General features: G+C 68.6%; 15 protein-coding genes and 3 pseudogenes. 7 read left to right on the top strand and 11 right to left on the bottom strand.

What is annotated here, in order from left to right; translation table 11 throughout:
• Positions 1-144 precede the first annotated feature (144 nt).
• From ACWCP0_RS35100 to ACWCP0_RS35090, 3 genes and pseudogenes are all read left to right on the top strand, one after another.
• Positions 145-251 (top strand): annotated as a pseudogene (locus ACWCP0_RS35100) (LysR family transcriptional regulator); the annotation flags it as partial.
• A 162-nt stretch (positions 252-413) separates the two neighbouring features.
• Entirely contained in the window at positions 414-980 is a 567-nt protein-coding gene (locus ACWCP0_RS35095) for a LysR family substrate-binding domain-containing protein (protein ID WP_451082799.1), read from the top strand.
• 114 nt (positions 981-1,094) lie between these two features.
• Positions 1,095-1,961, top strand: a complete 867-nt coding sequence (locus tag ACWCP0_RS35090) for an NAD-dependent epimerase/dehydratase family protein (RefSeq protein WP_451082794.1) — start codon at positions 1,095-1,097, stop codon at positions 1,959-1,961.
• Between the two features lie 515 nt (positions 1,962-2,476).
• On the opposite strand, the pseudogene ACWCP0_RS35085 reads toward ACWCP0_RS35090, so the two are convergent.
• Positions 2,477-2,783 (bottom strand): annotated as a pseudogene (locus ACWCP0_RS35085) (transposase); the annotation flags it as partial.
• A 387-nt stretch (positions 2,784-3,170) separates the two neighbouring features.
• Between ACWCP0_RS35085 and ACWCP0_RS35080 the strand changes: the two are divergent.
• Positions 3,171-3,608: a cupin domain-containing protein gene (locus ACWCP0_RS35080; protein WP_451082793.1), complete on the top strand. Its 438-nt coding sequence runs from the start codon at positions 3,171-3,173 to the stop codon at positions 3,606-3,608.
• A 235-nt stretch (positions 3,609-3,843) separates the two neighbouring features.
• On the opposite strand, the gene ACWCP0_RS35075 is transcribed toward ACWCP0_RS35080, so the two are convergent.
• The 5 genes from ACWCP0_RS35075 to ACWCP0_RS35055 form a co-directional block, all read right to left on the bottom strand.
• Positions 3,844-5,109: an IS701 family transposase gene (locus ACWCP0_RS35075; RefSeq protein ID WP_451082792.1), complete on the bottom strand. Its 1,266-nt coding sequence runs from the start codon at positions 5,107-5,109 to the stop codon at positions 3,844-3,846.
• Between the two features lie 672 nt (positions 5,110-5,781).
• On the bottom strand, positions 5,782-6,123 hold the full coding sequence (locus ACWCP0_RS35070; protein ID WP_451082791.1) for a hypothetical protein: 342 nt from the start codon (positions 6,121-6,123) through the stop codon (positions 5,782-5,784).
• 82 nt (positions 6,124-6,205) lie between these two features.
• Positions 6,206-7,201, bottom strand: a complete 996-nt coding sequence (locus tag ACWCP0_RS35065) for a patatin-like phospholipase family protein (RefSeq protein ID WP_451082798.1) — start codon at positions 7,199-7,201, stop codon at positions 6,206-6,208.
• A 94-nt stretch (positions 7,202-7,295) separates the two neighbouring features.
• The gene (locus tag ACWCP0_RS35060; RefSeq protein WP_451082790.1) at positions 7,296-7,448 is read right to left on the bottom strand and encodes a hypothetical protein; all 153 of its coding nucleotides are present in this window, start codon (positions 7,446-7,448) and stop codon (positions 7,296-7,298) included.
• A 54-nt stretch (positions 7,449-7,502) separates the two neighbouring features.
• Positions 7,503-8,204: an SDR family oxidoreductase gene (locus tag ACWCP0_RS35055; RefSeq protein ID WP_451082789.1), complete on the bottom strand. Its 702-nt coding sequence runs from the start codon at positions 8,202-8,204 to the stop codon at positions 7,503-7,505.
• 94 nt (positions 8,205-8,298) lie between these two features.
• Between ACWCP0_RS35055 and ACWCP0_RS35050 the strand changes: the two genes are divergently transcribed.
• Positions 8,299-8,907, top strand: coding sequence for a TetR/AcrR family transcriptional regulator (locus tag ACWCP0_RS35050; RefSeq protein ID WP_451082788.1), 609 nt, complete (start codon positions 8,299-8,301; stop codon positions 8,905-8,907).
• Between the two features lie 600 nt (positions 8,908-9,507).
• Here the strand turns inward: ACWCP0_RS35050 and ACWCP0_RS35045 are convergent.
• The 4 genes from ACWCP0_RS35045 to ACWCP0_RS35030 all read right to left on the bottom strand — a co-directional run bounded on the left by ACWCP0_RS35045 (position 9,508) and on the right by ACWCP0_RS35030 (position 13,104).
• On the bottom strand, positions 9,508-10,140 hold the full coding sequence (locus ACWCP0_RS35045) for a TetR/AcrR family transcriptional regulator (RefSeq protein WP_451082787.1): 633 nt from the start codon (positions 10,138-10,140) through the stop codon (positions 9,508-9,510).
• 273 nt (positions 10,141-10,413) lie between these two features.
• Complete coding sequence (locus tag ACWCP0_RS35040; RefSeq protein WP_451082786.1) at positions 10,414-11,418, bottom strand: zinc-binding dehydrogenase; 1,005 nt, start codon at positions 11,416-11,418, stop codon at positions 10,414-10,416.
• Positions 11,419-11,458: 40 nt separating this feature from the next.
• Positions 11,459-12,076 carry an NADPH-dependent F420 reductase gene (locus ACWCP0_RS35035; protein ID WP_451082785.1) on the bottom strand — a complete coding sequence of 206 codons (618 nt, stop codon included), beginning with the start codon at positions 12,074-12,076 and terminating at the stop codon, positions 11,459-11,461.
• 77 nt (positions 12,077-12,153) lie between these two features.
• Positions 12,154-13,104, bottom strand: coding sequence for an alcohol dehydrogenase catalytic domain-containing protein (locus ACWCP0_RS35030; protein ID WP_451082784.1), 951 nt, complete (start codon positions 13,102-13,104; stop codon positions 12,154-12,156).
• A 523-nt stretch (positions 13,105-13,627) separates the two neighbouring features.
• Between ACWCP0_RS35030 and ACWCP0_RS35025 the strand changes: the two genes are divergently transcribed.
• Both ACWCP0_RS35025 and ACWCP0_RS35020 read left to right on the top strand, forming a co-directional pair.
• A complete protein-coding gene (locus tag ACWCP0_RS35025) occupies positions 13,628-14,524 on the top strand; it encodes a helix-turn-helix transcriptional regulator (protein ID WP_451082783.1) in 897 nt (298 codons plus the stop codon).
• 45 nt (positions 14,525-14,569) lie between these two features.
• Positions 14,570-15,547: pseudogene (locus ACWCP0_RS35020) on the top strand (coenzyme F420-0:L-glutamate ligase); the annotation flags it as partial.
• A gap of 208 nt (positions 15,548-15,755) precedes the next feature.
• Here the strand turns inward: ACWCP0_RS35020 and ACWCP0_RS35015 are convergent.
• Positions 15,756-16,379: a TIGR03086 family metal-binding protein gene (locus ACWCP0_RS35015; RefSeq protein ID WP_451082782.1), complete on the bottom strand. Its 624-nt coding sequence runs from the start codon at positions 16,377-16,379 to the stop codon at positions 15,756-15,758.
• Positions 16,380-16,426 lie beyond the last annotated feature (47 nt).

The following is a 16,426-nucleotide window of genomic DNA, read 5'->3' as shown; positions in this document are numbered from 1 at the left end:
ACTTCAGAACCAGTGAAGTCAGGATGATCAAGAGATCGCAGAGTGGCTCACTTTTCATCCGCCGTCCGTGGCCCTCGTTTCACCCGTTGCCGAGAACGTGGCGTCTGCACGGTGGGAGATGTCGTGGATGTCGATCTGCGCAAGATGCGCTACTTCGTGGTTGTGGCCGAGGAGTTGCACTTCGGCCGGGCCGCCGAGCGGCTGCACATCACGCTGTGCTGTCCCGGCAGATCCGCGCGCTGGAGCAGGAGCTGCGCGCGCAGCTGTTCACCAGGAACAAGCAGACCACCGAGTTGACGGCCGCCGGCCGTCAACTGCTTGAGGACGCGCGCCCCCTGCTGGCCGCCTCGCAGGCTCTGTGCCGCCGGGTCCAGCAGGCCGCCCACGGATCTTCGGCGTTCACGGTCGGCTTCATGCCCGGGATCACCGTGACCGGCGCGGTGCGCGCCTTCTCCGCCAGGCATCCCGAGCTGAGTGTGCAGGTGGTGCGCACTTCCTGGGGCGACCAGGTCCAAGGGGTGCACGAGGGCCTTCTCGACGTGAGCTTCGTACGGCTGCCCGTCGACCATCGCGGCCTGGAGCTGCGCCCGCTCTTCCGGGAGCCCCGCGTCGCCGTACTGCCGGCGGACCACCGGCTGGCGGGCAAGGAGTCCATCGTTATCGCGGATCTGGCGCCCGAGCGGCTGCTGCAGGACCCCGACGCCGTCCCCGAGTGGCGTGACCTCCCCGAGCGGACCGGCGGCGAGGGAGCCGGGCCGCGGCCCTCGTTCGCCACCGTCGAGGAGAAGCTGGAACACGTCGCGACGTCCGGGGGCGTCCTCGTCCTTCCACTGTCCACCGCGGCCTATTACACCCACACCGATGTCGCGCATGTGCCCATCGACGACATCGGCCCCAACGAGGTCTGCCTTGCCTGGAGCGCCGGCCGCCGCTCCCCTCTGCTCCCGGAGTTCGCCGACATCGCCGCTGCCCAGCACTGATTCCCTGGGGACATCACCGCTGACGGAAGAGGTCTTGGACGCCGGCCGCGGCACGGGGCCAGGGTGGAGGAGCGGCGGAATCCCCCGCCGCCATCGACAGGGACCGTGAGAGCGATGCAGATCTTCATCACAGGTGGCTCCGGCTACATCGGCCGCTCCACCATCCGGGCACTGACCAGGCACGGCATTGGCGTGACGGCGCTGGCACGCAGCGAGCACGCGGCGCGCACCGTGTCGGACCTTGGTGCCACCCCGGTTGCGGGGGCGCTCACCGACACCGATGTCCTCCATGAGGCGGCCCGCGGGGCCGACGGGGTCATCCACCTCGGGGTGGACTACGCCGAGGGCACCGCGGACGTCGACCGCGCAGCGGCAGAGGCACTGCAGGACGGCGCGGGAAGCGACCCCTATGTGCACACGGGCGGGGTGTGGGTGTACGGCGACACCGACGGGGTCGTGGACGAGGACGCCCCGCTGAGCCCGCCACGCATCACCGCTTGGCGGCTGGACAACGAGAAGCGGGTGCTCGCCCGGGCCGCCACCGGAGAGCACCCGGTGGTGGTGATGCCAGGGCTGGTCTACGGCCGCTCCGGCGGACTGGTGCAGTCGTTCTTCGTCGAGCCGGGGCGCACCGCAGGTGCCGTGCCCTGCATCGGGGACGGCTCCAACCACTGGGCGCTGGTCCACGTCGACGACATCGCCGAACTGTACGTCCTGGCCCTGAACGCCCCGGCCGGTTCCGTTTACGCCGGGGTCAGCGGCCAGAACCTTCCGCTGACCTACGTCACCCGAGCCCTCAGCCACGCCGCCGGATGCCCAGGCAGGATCGACTCGCTGACCCTCGAGGAGGCCGTACAGCGGATGGGCCCGATCGCCGAGGCATTCGCCCTCGACCAGCAGTTCAGCGGCGCCCGGGCGCGCCGCGAGCTCGGCTGGACGCCCACCCGTCTCGACGCCCTGGCCGAACTCACCCAGGGTTGAACCTCCAGGGAAACGGGTGCCTGCCCCATCGGGAAGGAGGTGCCGAATGCGGGGCCTGGAAGTCATCGTGGCAATCCTCGCGGCCGTGCTGGCCATGACGTGGCTAGTGCCGCATCAGGCAACGTTCGCCTTGTTTACGCGGCGGCTGAGCGCAAGGTGATCAACGTTGGTTGATCAAAGGCGCTTGCTTCTATCCTGTGCGGCATGGCTGATGACGTGGAGGTAGAGCGCTACCGGCATGAGACCGTCGAGCTGACAGTGGGGGAACTACGTGAAGCTCTCAACGGATTGCCGGCAAGACTCCGGTGCGGATCGACGTGCCGCTGCGTCCCAGGTCAGGTGAGATGCGCGACTCGGTCGACTCGGGTGGCAGCCACTTTGTGGTAAGCGGAGTCGTACTTCATGACGCGGAGTACCTCAGGCAGGACGAAGTCGTGCTGCAAGCGGACTTCTCCTCGGAGTGGTACGTCCGCCCGAGTGCCGAAGAGTGACCTCACCCCGCACACAATGGCAGCTCAGGCGACGTTTGCCCGGGCGACCACCTCGCGTAGACGCTCGTCCTGGGCGTGCTTGTTCCGCCAGATGATGTAGCGGCGGATCATGCTGCCCTGCTTTGTGGCTGGCGTGGTCGGTGCCGTCGAGGGTGAAGTAGCGCAGGGCGGTGAGCTGGGCTTCGATCCGGTTGAGCCAGGAGCTGTTGGTCGGGGAGTAGGCGATCTCGACGTTGTTGGCCTCGGTCCACTCCGCGACTCGGCGGCAGCGCTTGGTGGTCAGGTGCGGAAAGAAGTTGTCGCAGACGATGGCGATGCGTACGTCGGCCGGGAGCAAGGGCGCCAGCTTCGCCCACTGCGCATTCGTCAGATCATGCCGCCCCATGAAGTGGATCTTGACACATCAAGATCCACTTCTGAAACGCCCCTAAATGCCCGCCGATGACATGGTGCGATGCGGTCTCGATGCCGCTGGCTCCCGGATTGTGGCGGCCGCCGAGGGGAGGCAGGGTGGTCTCGAGACCGTTTGGGCGAGGCAGAAGGCACACGGCCTGTCACGGATGCCGGCTGTGGCTTGTCCTCATCGCGAAGCGAGTTGTGTGAGCCGGGAACCGGCGAACTTGGTCACCGCCGAACGAGTGGGTCGGTACACCGGTCCGGAATGCGGTGGCCGACGCAAGATAGTCCATTTCCGGGCAGGCTTACGGAGGTGTGGTACATGTCAGAGAAGAACCCAGATCACGGGACCGCCCACGAGGGCTCCTTGCCGTCCGAAGTCCAGTTGCTGCAGGAAGTCACTCCGCCCTTCTTTCCCGAAGGTGGTTCGGGAATGACGATCCTCGTCGATTGGCCTCCCGGTCACCCCGGGCTCCCTCCGCATCGCCACTCGGGCCCGTCGTTCGGCTACGTGATGGAGGGCGCGGTCCGGTTCGAGCTCGAGGGTGAGCCGGAGCGTGTGGTCGAGGCCGGTGGGACGTTCTGGGAGCCGGGCGGTGACGTGATCCACTACCAGGACGGCAACGCCCTGTCGGACGCACCGACCAAGTTCCTGGTGACCATGGTGTGCGCGCCGGGTCAGCCGATGCTCACGTTGGTCGACGAGGAGGAGCTGAAGGAACGGGCGCACCTTCGCTCCCCGCGTCCCTCCGAAGGCTGACCCGCGAGATCGACATGGGTGCGGAGCCCGGAACACCGATCCCGGTGCCAGGCTTTGCAGACCACGAGGGCTGGACGGCTTCGTGCGGCTCGCCGGGCGGGGCCAGAGCCGACGCGCTTCCTAGTAGGGCTTGGTCAGGTTGGGGCTGGTGTGGGTATGTCGCGGTGACAGGTGGGGCAGGCGCCGTTCCAGGTGGCGAGGAGGGTCTGCAGTTCGCGGACGATCCGGTAGAGGCTCAGGCTGGCGCGGTGTCTTTTGGGGCGTGGACCAGCCGTTGCAGGGTGCAGAAGGCGTGCGCGACGGAGACGAGGGTGACGTGGTGGTGCCAGCCGCTCCAGGTGCGGCCCTCGAAGTGGGCCAGGCCCAGGGTCTGTTTCATCTCGCGATAGTCGTGCTCGATGCGCCAGCGGAGCTTGGCCAGGCGGACCAGGGTGGTCAGCGGGGTGCTGGCGGGCAGGTCGGACAGCCAGAACTGGACGGGTTCGGCCTGGTCGGCGGGCCACTCGGCCAGGAGCCAGCACTCGGGCAGTTCCGGGCCGTCAACGGCCTGGCGGACCTCGCGGCCGGCAGGCCGGATCCGCACGGTCACAAACCGCGAGTACATCCGCTTGAAGCCGCTGCGGCCGGTGCCGGGCCGGGAGCCCTCACGCCATTGCACCGGCTTCGCCGTATTCCGGCCCGCCGCGATGACCAGTTGTTTCACCGACCGCGGCTTGTCAGGGTACTTCGCAGCGGGCGGTCGCCCGCTTCCGCAGTAGGGCTCGGTCACCGGCACTGCCTCGCCGGGCTGAGCCGAGAGGGTGGTGGAGATCCCCACCACGTAGTTGAGGCCGCGGGCCTGCAGGCCGTGCCGGAAGGCCGCGGCGTCGCCCGATCCGGCGTCCGCGACGGCCAGTGGCACCTCGATGCCCCACGAGCTGGTCTCGTCGAGCATGTCCAGGGCCAGTTGCCACTTCTCCACGTGCCGGACGTCGTCGGGGATGCCGCAGGCGGTGCGGCGGGCGGCCTTGTCCGGGTCCGCCTTCGGCGAGGTGGGATCCCAGGTCTCGGGCAGGAACAGCCGCCAGTTGACCGCTGCCGAGGCATGGTCGGACGCCAGGTGCAGCGAGACCCCCACCTGGCAGTTGGTGACCTTGCCCGCGGTGCCGGTGTACTGCCGGGACACGCACGCCGAGGCGTTGCCGTCCTTGAGGAAGCCGGTGTCATCGAAAATCAGCGCACTCGGCCGGATCGCTGCTTCCATCTTCCAGGCCAGCTGGGCCCTCACATGCGCCGGATCCCACGGGCTGGTGGTGATGAAGTGGGCCAGGGCCTGCCGGTTCCCGTCCTCCCCGAGCCGGGCTGCCATCGGTTCGACCGACTTACGCTGCCCGTCGGTCAGCAGCCCACGCAGGTAGACCTGCCCCCACCGACGCTGATCGTTCCGCGCGAACGGCTCAAAAACCTCCGCCGCGAAATCCTCCAGATCACACCGCACCGCGGCCAAGTCCTCAGGTGTCACATCCAATCAACTGCGCAGCCAGTCATCTGGACACGCCACCAGAGGCTGAACCTGACCAAGCCCTACTAGTGCAGCATCAGGCAACGTTCGCCCTTTGATCAACCAACGTTGATCACCTTGCGCCCAGCCGCCGCGTAAACAGGGCGAACGTTGCCTGATACGGCACTAGCTCGCCGCCTGCGCTGGAACGAGCCGGTCCTGCTGGTCCAGCGCATCTTTGACGACATCGTCCTGCGCCGGCTGCAGTCGGTCCTGGACAGCGAGGAAATCAGGATCGAGCTGGCCCTGCGTGCCTTCACCGGCCGGCGGCACGGCCGATCCGCGCGACAGGACGCCCGGGGAGTGAGCGACCGCGTCCGGTCCTGGGATGTGATCTTCCGCCGGCAGGCAGCCGCGCGGCGGCACTGTGTCCGTCCAGCCCTCCCAGGTATGGCCGCCAGGCTGCGCCCTCCCACTAGCCATCGGAAGGTACTTGGAGGTCCCGTCTGTGTGAGCATCGCCAGGAAACCCACCTCCGGCGATACGGGAGAGGTCGCGGGCCGTCGACGTCCTGGTGCTGCTGATCTGCCATTCCTCTGCAACGCGCTCTTCGCTCTCCAGACCCACAAGGTTGAATGAACTACCAAGTGGGGCGAACGGGTATCACTGGGGAAAATCGCTCGCAGATCCTCATCACCAGCGCCAGGTTTCCCCTTCGGCTTCGAAGGAGGCGAAGGTGTCGTCCGGTTGCCTCAGGCCCAGAAAGGCTCCGAACACCAAAGACGTGGGGGTCCAGGTGTGGTCGGTGAGGTAGTAGAACGCCGAGCCGGTCTGCATGTGCACCGACAGCGCCACCCGCTCCAACTGCCGGCTGCCGCCCACCTGCCATGGGATGACGTCGGCCCGCAACGGGCCGGTCGGCTGCTGGCCCCAGCCCCGCTGCCGCCATCCGAGGACTTGGTGGAGGGTGCGACCGGTGCGGGGACTCTTGGGGCCAGGCGCCCTCCAGGACGTACTGAGGCGCTGGACCGGCATCTGCACCACCTGCCGACCGCCTGCCCAGCAGGACACACGCGACGCCAAGAACGAGACAGACCTAGCGGAGTCCTCTCAGGAGTCAGTGGCCACTGGGTGTTCGGGCGTCGTACAGGTGGCTGTGGGCCTCGCGGACGGCGGCACGCCCGGCTTCCAGTGCGGTTTCGAGGAGGTCGCTCTGGCGAGCCAGGCGGCCGACCGGCGGTGTGCTCGGGGCGGGGCGGATCGAGACGATCGCCGGGTGGTTGCCCAGGTACGCGTCGTCTTCGGCCAGGCGCGCTTCGCGGTCGAGGAACACCCTGCGCAAGGCCGCGGGCTCACGGCGCAGCAAAGTCTTGGCGATGACCGGGGCGGAGCGCGAGGGGCGCGCCGCGTCGATCGCACGCCGGGATCGCAGCACCATGACATGGGTCGCGCCCTGGGCCAGCGCGGTTCGGTAGGGCACGGATTCGGAGACGCCTGCGTCGTAGAACCGGCGCCCGCGCAGTGTCACGGGGTCGCCCGCCAGTAGCGGCAGGGCGGCGCTGGCCCGCAGTGCAAGGCGCAACTCCGCGGCGTCGCCGATGAAGGGCCGCAGGTCGGTGGACTTGCCGGTTGCGGCGTCGGTGGCCAGCGGGTGGTACTCGATGTCGCCGGCCAGGATCGAGGCGAAGTCCATCGGCGCGAAGTCCTGGTCGCCGTAGCGGTAGAGCACCTCGTAGAAGGCGTACAGGTCTACGAGCGGCCGCCCGCGCAGAGGGTTCGAGTGCCGGATCGCCGTTCTGGCGTAGCGGGGTTCCGCCCAGAAGCGCAGCGACTGCGGGCTGCTGCTCAGCAGCCACGCTCCGGACGCGGCGCCGGCGGAGGCGCCGTAGACGGCGTCGAAGCCATTGGTCAGGCCGAGTTCGTGCAGCGCCAGGGCCATCCCGCCGGCGATGATGCCGCGCATCCCGCCTCCCTCGATGGCCAGTGCGACGCGATGCCCGTCGGCGCGCGCCCCGGGCCGGCTGTCGGCCTGTGCGCGCTCGGTGAGCACGCGCCAGACCGGGTGCGGCCCCTCTGGCTCCGGCGTCGCAGCAGGTGTGGAGGTCATCGTCATCGTGGTCACGGCTCCAGGGGACGGCTCGGGGGCGGGATCTGTGCGCAGGGTCGGGGACGGCGCGGCGTGGGCGCGCCCCGGTGTTGCTCGGCTGCTACTGGCCGGCCTTGCGGGCGATGTCGGCCTTGGCCGAGTGCCACAGTGTGCGGCGGTTCTCCCAGCCGGGGTAGAGATCGACCGTCCGAGCAACGATGTCGGCGGTGGTGGACTCCTTGGCGAACGTCTGGGCGGTGGTTGCGGAGCTCATGGCTTGCGTCCTTCTCCGCCGTGGTTTTCGAGGCCCGACTTGGGCTCTGAGTGATCAGTGCGCAAGCTGCGGGTAGAGCGCGCCGAGGTCGCCGGACAGGCCGGCCTTGACCTGGCGGGTCACCTCGTCGGCCAGCACCTCATAAGCGTCGGTTTCGACGCCGTCCAGGGCCAGCGCGGCGACGCTTGCAGGGGAAGACTTGGGGGCGTCGATGCGGGCGGCCAGGTCGGTGTCGACGTAGCCGACGTGCAGTCCGGTGACGTTGATGCCGCGGGGCTTGAGGTCCAGGCGCAGCGAGTTGGTCTGGGACCAGAACGCGGCCTTGGACGCGCTGTAGGAGCCGCCGAGGGCGATCCAGGACACAACCGAGTGCACGTTGAGCAGGTGACCGCCGCCGTTGGCCTCGATGATCGGGACAAAGGCCCTGGTGGTGTGCAGCGGTCCGTAGAAGTTGGTCTCGAACTCGCGGCGCACGTCCTCGATCGGCGACTTCAAGTAGGAGGCGGCGACGGCCGCGCCCGCGTTGTTGATCAGGATCGTGACGTCCGGCGCGGCCGCTGCGGCGGCGGCCACCGAGGCCGGGTCGGTGACCTCGAGGGCCAGCGCGACGGCGTCGGGGTGGGTGACGGTCCTCGGGTCGCGGGCGGTGGCGTACACCTTCTTGGCGCCCCGCGTGTACAGGTCTTCGACCAGTGCCTTGCCGATGCCCCTGCTGCCCCCGGTGACCAGGACGGTCGAGCCTGCGATTGCGGTCATGGGCCTTCTCCTCAAACGTTGGAAACCGATCGGTTTCAGGTCACCGTAAACCGATCGGTTTCCGCAGGCAAGTCGACGACGTACCCTGGCTGGCATGAACGTGAGCTCCCCCACCCCGACCGCCGCCGCGACGACAGCGCCGCCCGCGGCGGCTGCCGCACCTCGCGAGCGGCTGCTGGAGGCCGCAGCGCTGCTCTTCTACCGGGAGGGCGTCCATGTGGGAGTCGAGGCGCTGTGCCGGGCTGCCGGAGTGTCCAAGCGTTCGATGTATCAGCTGTTCACCAGCAAGGACGAGGTCCTGGCCGCGAGCCTGGAACGCGCGGCGCTGATCTACTGGGAGACGCTGGTCCCGGGCGAGGACGACGCCCCACCGCGCGCCCGCATCCTGCACATCTTCGAGCGACTCGAGTCGCTGTCGGGCTCACCGGCCTACCAGGGCTGCCCACTGGTGGCCACCGCAGTCGAGCTCAAGGACCCCGAGCACCCGGCCAGCATGGTGGCGCGACGCTTCAAGAACATGCTCACCGAGTACTTCCACCAGGAGGCCCGGCGCGCCGGCGTCCCGGACCCGGAACAGCTCGCGCGCCAGCTCACTGTCGTCTTCGACGGATCCAGCGCCCGGGCCGTCGTGCAGGCTCAGCCCCTGCACGGCCTGGCGGTCACCACCGCGACCACACTGCTGGACGCGGCCGGCCTTCGATAAGAACCTGCCTACGGCCCCAACCTGTCAATGAGTGCTCCGCGGCATGCTGTTGCGGGTAGTGCAGGGTGACACCCCGCCGATGGTGCGGCCTTGCGGCGGTGAGGGCTGGACTCATGAGGGTGACGGCGGCCCAAGCGGTGAGGAACTCGCTCATCTCGGAGAGGCGTTCGTGGTCGAGGCGGTGGCGGCGGGCCCTCATGGACCACGACCAAGATCGTTTTCGTGCGGGCGTGCGGGCGGACGGTCTCTGTGACTCCTCCACCCCCTGAAGGGGGTGGCTTCTCGCTATGCCGGTTGGGCTTCGCGATGGGCCAGCCCGGCGTGTTGAGAAGCCGTATCTCAACCGATCACGGAACGTGCGGGTCGAACAGGTTTCCCGCCGGGGTGATCTTCCCGGCCGGGAGCGTCGCATCGGTGCCGGGGCGACCAGCAGCATCGGCCCGGCACCGCAGCGAAGCCGGCCGAACGAGGCGCGCTCCTGGTCGCCGGCCGGGACCGGGCGCGGGGTGAGGCAGTAGTCGGCTCTATTCGCAGCCCCAGCGGCTTGATGTCCCGGCGACTACACGCCGGCGACGGCCATCTGGTGACGCCGAGGGACGATCAGGCTCCAGTCGAGGACGTGGAACCCGGCGCACGTTCGTCCGTCGAAACGCGGGGAAGGAGCGCCAAGGCCTGCTCTGCAGCCCCATTGACGACCTCCGGAGTGGCTCCCGCCTTGCCCAGGGCCTCAAGCCCCCGGAGCACGGCAAGGAGGAGGCTGGCGAGGCCGTCCGCGTCCGCATCGGCATCCAACGAGCCTTCGGCCTGGGCCTGCGCGATGCAGCGCCGCAGCGCGCCGTGCAGTTCGCGGACGACCGCGGCGATCCGCTCGGCAACGGCCTCGTCGACGGACGACAGTTCTGCTGCAATCTTGGCCATCATGCAGCCGCGCCGCTCCGCATCCCAGTTGATGCCTTCAGTGACGTTGCGTACATGCCGCTCCAGCTTCGGCAGGGCCGGTCCTGGGCCGCCCAGAGTTGTGCGCCAGGCTCCCAGCGCGTCGCTGTTGTAGCTGTCGAGAGCCTGCAGGAACAGCGCATGCTTGTCCCCGAAGGCTCCATACAAACTTCCTCGCCCCAGGCCCGTCACGGCGCTCAGGTCATCCATGGAGGTGCTGTTGTAGCCCACAGACCAGAACTGGTCGCGGGCAGCCCGCACAACCTCTTCTTCGTCAAACTGCCGAGGCCGAGCCATGGGGCAACTGTACGTCGCGTACGACAGCAGAGATCGCCTTCGGTGACATGGCGAGCTGCTCGTGGCCTGGGGCGGAGATTCGTCGTTGGTCCGCTGTGACTGGTCCTGGACCGAAGATCCCGCTGGTGGTACTGACCGATGCTGCGCGGCACATGTTGGAGTCGTGGGTTCGTCGGCGCTCGAACTGACGCCACACACGCGGCATCAGGGCCACCAGCCGTTGTCAGCGGGGCAGGACAGAGACTGCCGAGGGCGGCTGGGGCCTGGCGACGGCTACCAGGGGCGGATGAGGACGGTGCCGATCTTGCCGGGCCGTACCGCGTGTTCCACGGCGTTGGCCAGCTCGCCGAGGCCGTACGTAGCGGCCACGTCGAACTGGTCCTTGAGCGCCAGCGCGATCTGCTTCGCCGCGGCGACGTCGGATGCCCGCCTCTCGGCGGAGGTCTCCAACAGCCACCGACCGAGGGTCGCGCCCCGCAGCGTCAGCGACTTGTGCAGCAGCGTCGACGCGTGCACCGAGATCGGTTCCTCGGCGAGCTGCCCGTAAATGACCAGCTTCCCGCCCGGTGTCAACAGGTCCAGAAGGTTCTCCGCGAGCTTCCCGCCGATGGGGTCGAAGGCCACACTTACCGGACGGCCGTCGGCTGCCTTGCGAACATCGTCGGCCCAGCCAGGATGCTCTGTCGACACGACCGGCACGTCCGGGAACCGTTTGCGCAGCTCGGCGGCACCGCGGTCGCTGCGGACGACATTGACGACCGGCAGGTTGTGGAACTGGCACACGCCCGTCACCAGCCGCCCGACCGACGAGCCCGCGGCGGTCTGCACCAGAAGACCGTCGTATCCGAAGGCCAGGTGCTCCTGTGCCTCACGGCGCAGCATCACCGCGGTGAGAGGGTTCACCATCATGTGCGCGGCGATCTCGTCCGACACCCCGTCCGGAACGGTGACGACCACCTCGGCGTCCGCCACGATCCACTGGGACCACGCCCCTGGGTGGAGGAAGACCGATACGCGGCCGCCGACCTCGACACCCGGCGCCACGCGCGCTCCCGGGCCGATCGCCTCCACTACGCCCGTGGCCTCCACGCCGCCCGGAACCGGTTCTGCAGTCGTCCCGGGGTAGGCTTCGATGGCCAGGAGATCACCACGGTGCACCGGGAAAGCCGTGGTGCGGATGAGGACCTGGCCGTGCTGAGGCGCCGGCTCCGGCTCTTCGATGACGGTCAGAACTTCCGCGGGAGATCCGCCACGGGTGTAGACGACTCGACGGTTCATGACTCTCCTCCTGTGCGCTGGTGTGGGGCTTGGGCGGGCGTCAGCCGACGTCCTGCAGCAGCAGGTGCTTCGCGCTGAGCACGCCGTCCAGTTGCATCAGCCGGCCGCCCTCACGCAGACCGCCGAGGTCCAGGGCGGCGAATCCGAACTGGTCCAGCAAGCCGGCCACCGCTGCCTTCGCGTCGGCGTCGTCGCCTGCATAGAAGGCCACTTGCCGGCCTTCGGCATGCCGGGGGTCTGCGGCGATGAACGGGGCAAACAAGGTGTTGAGAGCCTTCACGACCCGGGCGCCCGGAAGGCGCTGGGCGACCCATTCGCTGCCCGTGAGGTCACCGACGTCGTACCGGCCCCGCCAGGGGTTGGCCGCAGCAAACTGATTCGTCGTGTCGACGACGATCTTCCCGGACCAGCTGGTGAGGTCCGTCAGTTCCGGCACGGCGAAGAACGGCACCGAGAGAAACACCAGCTCCGGCCTCGCCGCCTCCTCGGCCGTTGCTGCGCGGGCCTTCGGCCCCAGCCTCTCCACGAGGGCTTCGAGGGTCTCCGGGCCCCGGCTGTTGCCGATGAGTACCTCATGGCCGTGGCGGATGGCCTTGTCGGCGACCGCCTGTCCCACCTCTCCTGCGCCGAGTACGCCAATGGTGCGGTGTGTGTCCATGGTGTTTTTCCTCGATCGTGTGCCAAGACCCTGCGAGCTGCCCGGTGTCGGTTCGCACAGCCGAGCCGGCGGCACGTTCAGCTGCAGAGACCCGCAGAGGGGCACCGACGCCCTCGTTGCCGTCGGGAGCCTTCAGCATTCCTGCCCTTCAACGAACATGTACCTATTGGTAAATAGATCGAACCCGGGAAGCTGCAACCGGCGAGGCGCGCCAGCCATGTGCGCCTCCCGAAGCCTGGTGCCTCGGGCAACGGCCGCTCGGCGGGTGCAGCGAATGAGGCTGCTGCGGAGATCGGGGCCGAGTTCGTCGCCCAGGCTCCAGTCACTCGTGCCAATCGGCACTGGGCTGCGACGACGCCTACACGCGGCAAGGGTTGAAGTCCAGGAGGACCTTGCCGTTCCTCCGCAAGTATGCGAGGGCCTTGAAGAAGTCCTTGGCCATGTAGATAGGGGCGGAGGGCAACACCAGCTTTCCCTCGACGATCAGGCGCTCGGACTCCGCGCTGAGGTCCGGATGACGGGGCAGGTCGAAACCCGCGCTCCTTGGCGAAGGCGATGACGGACCGGCCGACCCCGCTGTTCGCCGCGTTCTGCACCACCCAAGAGCCGGCCGGAAGGTCACGCGACTCCACCAGCAGACCTGCGGTGGTGGGGTTGATTCTGAGCATCGCCGCCTGATCGAGGCTGATGGACTTGTCCACGGCGGTCAGCTTCGCGGCCTCCGCCAGGACCTGTTCGGACCGGGCGAAGGTGCCGAAGGGAAGCAGGACCCTGTCGCCGGGGCGGATGTGCGCGACGTCCGGTCCGACCGCCAGGACCGTGCCGGCTCCCTCGTTGCCGATGACGCTGTGCAGTTCGGGGCGGACCGGATAGATGCCCTTCGCCAGGAGAAGGTCGTGGTGGTCGAGCGGGGCGTACTCGACCTGGATCAGCGCCTGCCCGGCGTCAGGAGCCGGAGGCTCGGGAACGTCCACGGCCTTCAGGCTCTGCTCAGGCTCCCCGAACCGGGTGAGGTGAATGGCGACCATGGAACTCGTCTCCGAGTAGTGAGTGCGGATCAAGAACGGGGTGAGCAGCCGAGGGCTTCGAGAGTCTTGGGGCCCCGACTTCTGCCAATGAGCACCTCATGACCGCGGCGGATGGCCTTGTCGATTGCGCGGGCTGCCCGGCATCGGCGTGAGCAGCAGACCCGGCGGTGCGTTCAGCCTGCTGAGACCCGTAGGGGGGACCGTGCGCCTCCGCTCGTCAAGTGATCCACGGCCACTTGCCGACGCCCTCGGCGTCCACGGAGGTCTTCGACACACCGATGTCCAGTTTAGGGAATTCTGTACCAAATTGTCAATAACTCTACCTGGGGCGGCGCAGCGCGGTCGGCGGTGCGTCCTCCGACGGTCAGGCCGGCCAGATGCGGCGGCGCTGCCCTCCCGGTTCACATCCAGCGTCGCGCACTTTCATGCCCCTCGGGCCCCGTGCGCGCGCCTTGCTGAACCTGGGTCCAGGTGGTCCACCTTCACCGAACCCGTCAGGGCGCTGCGGGGTAACACTGGACACATGGATCAGAACCGTGAACTGGGTGACTTCCTGCGCTCGCGGCGGGCTCGTCTGCGCCCCGAGGACGCGGGGGTGGGCTTCAGCGGCGGCGCGCGCCGGGTGCCGGGGCTGCGCCGCGAGGAGGTCGCACACCTGGCCGGGGTGAGTACGGACTACTACGCCCGCCTCGAACAGGGCCGGCACCCCCACGTCTCGGAGACGGTGCTGGAGGCTGTGGCTCGCGCTCTGCGCCTGGACGACGTCGAACGCGGCTACCTCTTCGAGCTCGCCCGGCCCAAGACACCCGGTCCCGGCCGGCGCCGTCCGGCCCGCGTGCCGCGGGTGCGGCCGGCGGTCCACCGCATGCTGGACGTCCTGGACAACGTCTCACCGGCCCTCGTCATCAACCACCGCAGCGACGTCCTGGCGGCCAACCACCTCGCCCACGCCCTGATCACCGACTTCGACGCGCTCCCGTACCGCGAACGCAACCTCGCCCGCTTCGCCCTGCTCCACCCCGCCGCCCGCGATCTGTACACGGACTGGGACAAAATCGCCGAGACGTTCGTCGCCAGCCTGCGCCTGGCGGCCGGCCGCCACCCCGACGACCCCCAGCTGAACGAACTGGTCGGGGAACTGTCCATCAAGGTGCCCGAGTTCCACACCTGGTGGGCCGGCCACCGCGTGACCCAGTGCGCCCACGGCACCCAGCACCTCCAACACCCCGTGGTCGGCGAGCTCACACTTTCCTACGAAACGCTGGCCCTTCCCGCCGATCCCGACCAGAACCTCTGCCTCTACACCGCCGAACCCGGCTCCGCCTCCGCGGAGACGCTCCGACTGCTCGCCAGCTGGAGCGCCCCGACAGGCACAAAAGCATCCTCCCCTTCCCGACACAGCACGGCGCACCGGAACTGACCGGGACGGTCAGTTCCGGTGCGCCGCCAAGGAGGTGCGCGGAGCATGAGCGCCTACCAGGTTTTCGGGGTTGACGGGCTGCCGGAAGTGACGGCGGGCGACGACCTTGCCTCCTTGTTGCTGGCCACGGGGGTGAGCCTGGCCGACGGCGACGTGCTGCTGGTGACCTCGAAGGTGATCAGCAAGGCCGAGGGGCGCCTTATGCACGCCGCCGACCGTGAAGCGGCCCTCGATGCGGAAACCGTCCGGGTCGTTGCTCGCCGGGGAGCAACCCGGATCGTGGAGAACCGGCAGGGGCTGGTCATGGCCGCCGCCGGGGTGGACGCCTCCCACACGCAGCCCGGCACGGTTCTGCTGCTGCCCGAAGACCCCGACGCCTCCGCTCGAGCCCTGCGCGAGCGGCTGCAGAAGATGACCGGCCTGCGGCTGGCCGTCATCATCACCGACACCTTCGGACGGCCCTGGCGCAACGGACTGACCGATGTAGCCATCGGCGCGGCCGGCATCCAGGCGCTCGAGGATCACCGAGGCCGCGTGGACGGTCACGGCAACACGCTGGAGCTGACGGTGCCGCGACAGCCGACGAGCTGGCCGCTGCCGCGGACCTGGCCAAGGGCAAGGCCAGTGGTACTCCCGTTGCCGTGATCCGGGGCCTGGCCCATTGGGTCACCGACAGCGACGGAGAAGGCACCCGCCCCCTCATCCGTTCGGCCGATGAGGACATGTTCCGCCTGGGCACCTCCGAGGCGATCCGTGAGGCGGTGACCCTGCGGCGCACCGTGCGCGAGTTCAGCAACCAGCCGGGGGGCAGCGGAACCATCCGCAGAGTTGTCCCCGCAGCCTCACCGCTCCCGCTCCCGCTCCCCTCCCGCTCCCCACCACACCACTCCCTGGCGCTTCGTCCTGGTGGAATCGCCACAGACACAAACCCGGCTGCTGGATGCCATGCTCGCCGCCTGGCAGCGCGACCTTGCCGGCCTGGACGGCTGGGACGAGACCCGGATCGCCCGACGCACCCGCCGCTGGCCGTGGTGACAGGTCCAGGGTGCGGCAACGCATCGCGTGAGCCACGCCGACGGCGCCCTTGACGGGCCGGCGCGGCCCGGAATCTGATCGCGCGGGCGGCCCCGGCTCACCGGGGGCCGGCGTTCGCTGAACTCCCCCACGCGCTTGAGGACTTGATCAAGTGAGGCAAGGTAACTTCGGACGTTTCCAAGAATCCCCATCAACGTCAGGCTTTATGCCGCTCATGCTCGGGTCGGCTCCATCGGGGGTCCCTGCCGGTCAAGGCCAGTGCGCGGTCGAACAGGGGCGCGTGGGTCTCTTGTGGCACCTCGTCGGCGAAAAGGCCCAGGCCGCGCATGCGAGGTGCCTCACGCGTGTAGGTGTCGAACGTGGCCTTGGCCAAGGACGGGGGGATATTGATGGGCTGACCGGTGGCTACTGCCGTGTCCCACGCGTGGACGGTGAATTCGGCGATGAGAATCCCGCCGAGCGCAGTGGCGGCCATGGGCGGTCCGCCGAGGCTCGCCTCCCCTTCCCACGCCGCCGGGTCAGACCAGGCCTTTGCTGTCGGCTCCGCTTTGTCGGCCAGCAGTAGAGCCCATTCGGACTCCGGTCGTCCGGCGAGGAAAGGCACGGGGTTGGCGGTCAGCAGGCTGGGGTCCGATGCCGTCCGGGTGCCCGAGTCCCTTGCCAAAAGGAACATCATGGCGATGTGGTTGACGAGATCCTTCACCGTGAACTCTGCACACGGGGTCGGATTCTGATACTGGTCCACTGGCGCACCGTTGACGGCGCCCAAGACCAGATCGATGCTCTGTGCCAGCAGTTCCGCCCTAGTCGGTGGCATCATGCGGTGTCCTTTCTTCCCGTGCCTCAGGCCGCGGCGAACGATCGTTC

The organism is Streptomyces sp. NPDC001970 (assembly GCF_053594115.1).
Note: the sequence above shows the minus strand (reverse complement) of the source record. Positions and strands in the feature narration are given on the sequence as shown.

Excerpts from the sequence above, each read along its gene's own strand:
- ACWCP0_RS35040 (WP_451082786.1), bottom strand. The coding sequence starts at position 11,418 with ATGAACCGTCGAGTCGTCTACACCCGTGGCGGATCTCCCGCGGAAGTT.
- ACWCP0_RS35080 (WP_451082793.1), top strand. The coding sequence starts at position 3,171 with ATGTCAGAGAAGAACCCAGATCACGGGACCGCCCACGAGGGCTCCTTG.
- ACWCP0_RS35095 (WP_451082799.1), top strand. The coding sequence starts at position 414 with ATGCCCGGGATCACCGTGACCGGCGCGGTGCGCGCCTTCTCCGCCAGG.
- ACWCP0_RS35035 (WP_451082785.1), bottom strand. The coding sequence starts at position 12,076 with ATGGACACACACCGCACCATTGGCGTACTCGGCGCAGGAGAGGTGGGA.
- ACWCP0_RS35070 (WP_451082791.1), bottom strand. The coding sequence starts at position 6,123 with ATGCCGGTCCAGCGCCTCAGTACGTCCTGGAGGGCGCCTGGCCCCAAG.
- ACWCP0_RS35060 (WP_451082790.1), bottom strand. The coding sequence starts at position 7,448 with ATGAGCTCCGCAACCACCGCCCAGACGTTCGCCAAGGAGTCCACCACC.
- ACWCP0_RS35045 (WP_451082787.1), bottom strand. The coding sequence starts at position 10,140 with ATGGCTCGGCCTCGGCAGTTTGACGAAGAAGAGGTTGTGCGGGCTGCC.
- ACWCP0_RS35030 (WP_451082784.1), bottom strand. The coding sequence starts at position 13,104 with ATGGTCGCCATTCACCTCACCCGGTTCGGGGAGCCTGAGCAGAGCCTG.
- ACWCP0_RS35065 (WP_451082798.1), bottom strand. The coding sequence starts at position 7,201 with ATGACGATGACCTCCACACCTGCTGCGACGCCGGAGCCAGAGGGGCCG.
- ACWCP0_RS35025 (WP_451082783.1), top strand. The coding sequence starts at position 13,628 with ATGGATCAGAACCGTGAACTGGGTGACTTCCTGCGCTCGCGGCGGGCT.
- ACWCP0_RS35050 (WP_451082788.1), top strand. The coding sequence starts at position 8,299 with ATGAACGTGAGCTCCCCCACCCCGACCGCCGCCGCGACGACAGCGCCG.
- ACWCP0_RS35015 (WP_451082782.1), bottom strand. The coding sequence starts at position 16,379 with ATGATGCCACCGACTAGGGCGGAACTGCTGGCACAGAGCATCGATCTG.
- ACWCP0_RS35055 (WP_451082789.1), bottom strand. The coding sequence starts at position 8,204 with ATGACCGCAATCGCAGGCTCGACCGTCCTGGTCACCGGGGGCAGCAGG.
- ACWCP0_RS35090 (WP_451082794.1), top strand. The coding sequence starts at position 1,095 with ATGCAGATCTTCATCACAGGTGGCTCCGGCTACATCGGCCGCTCCACC.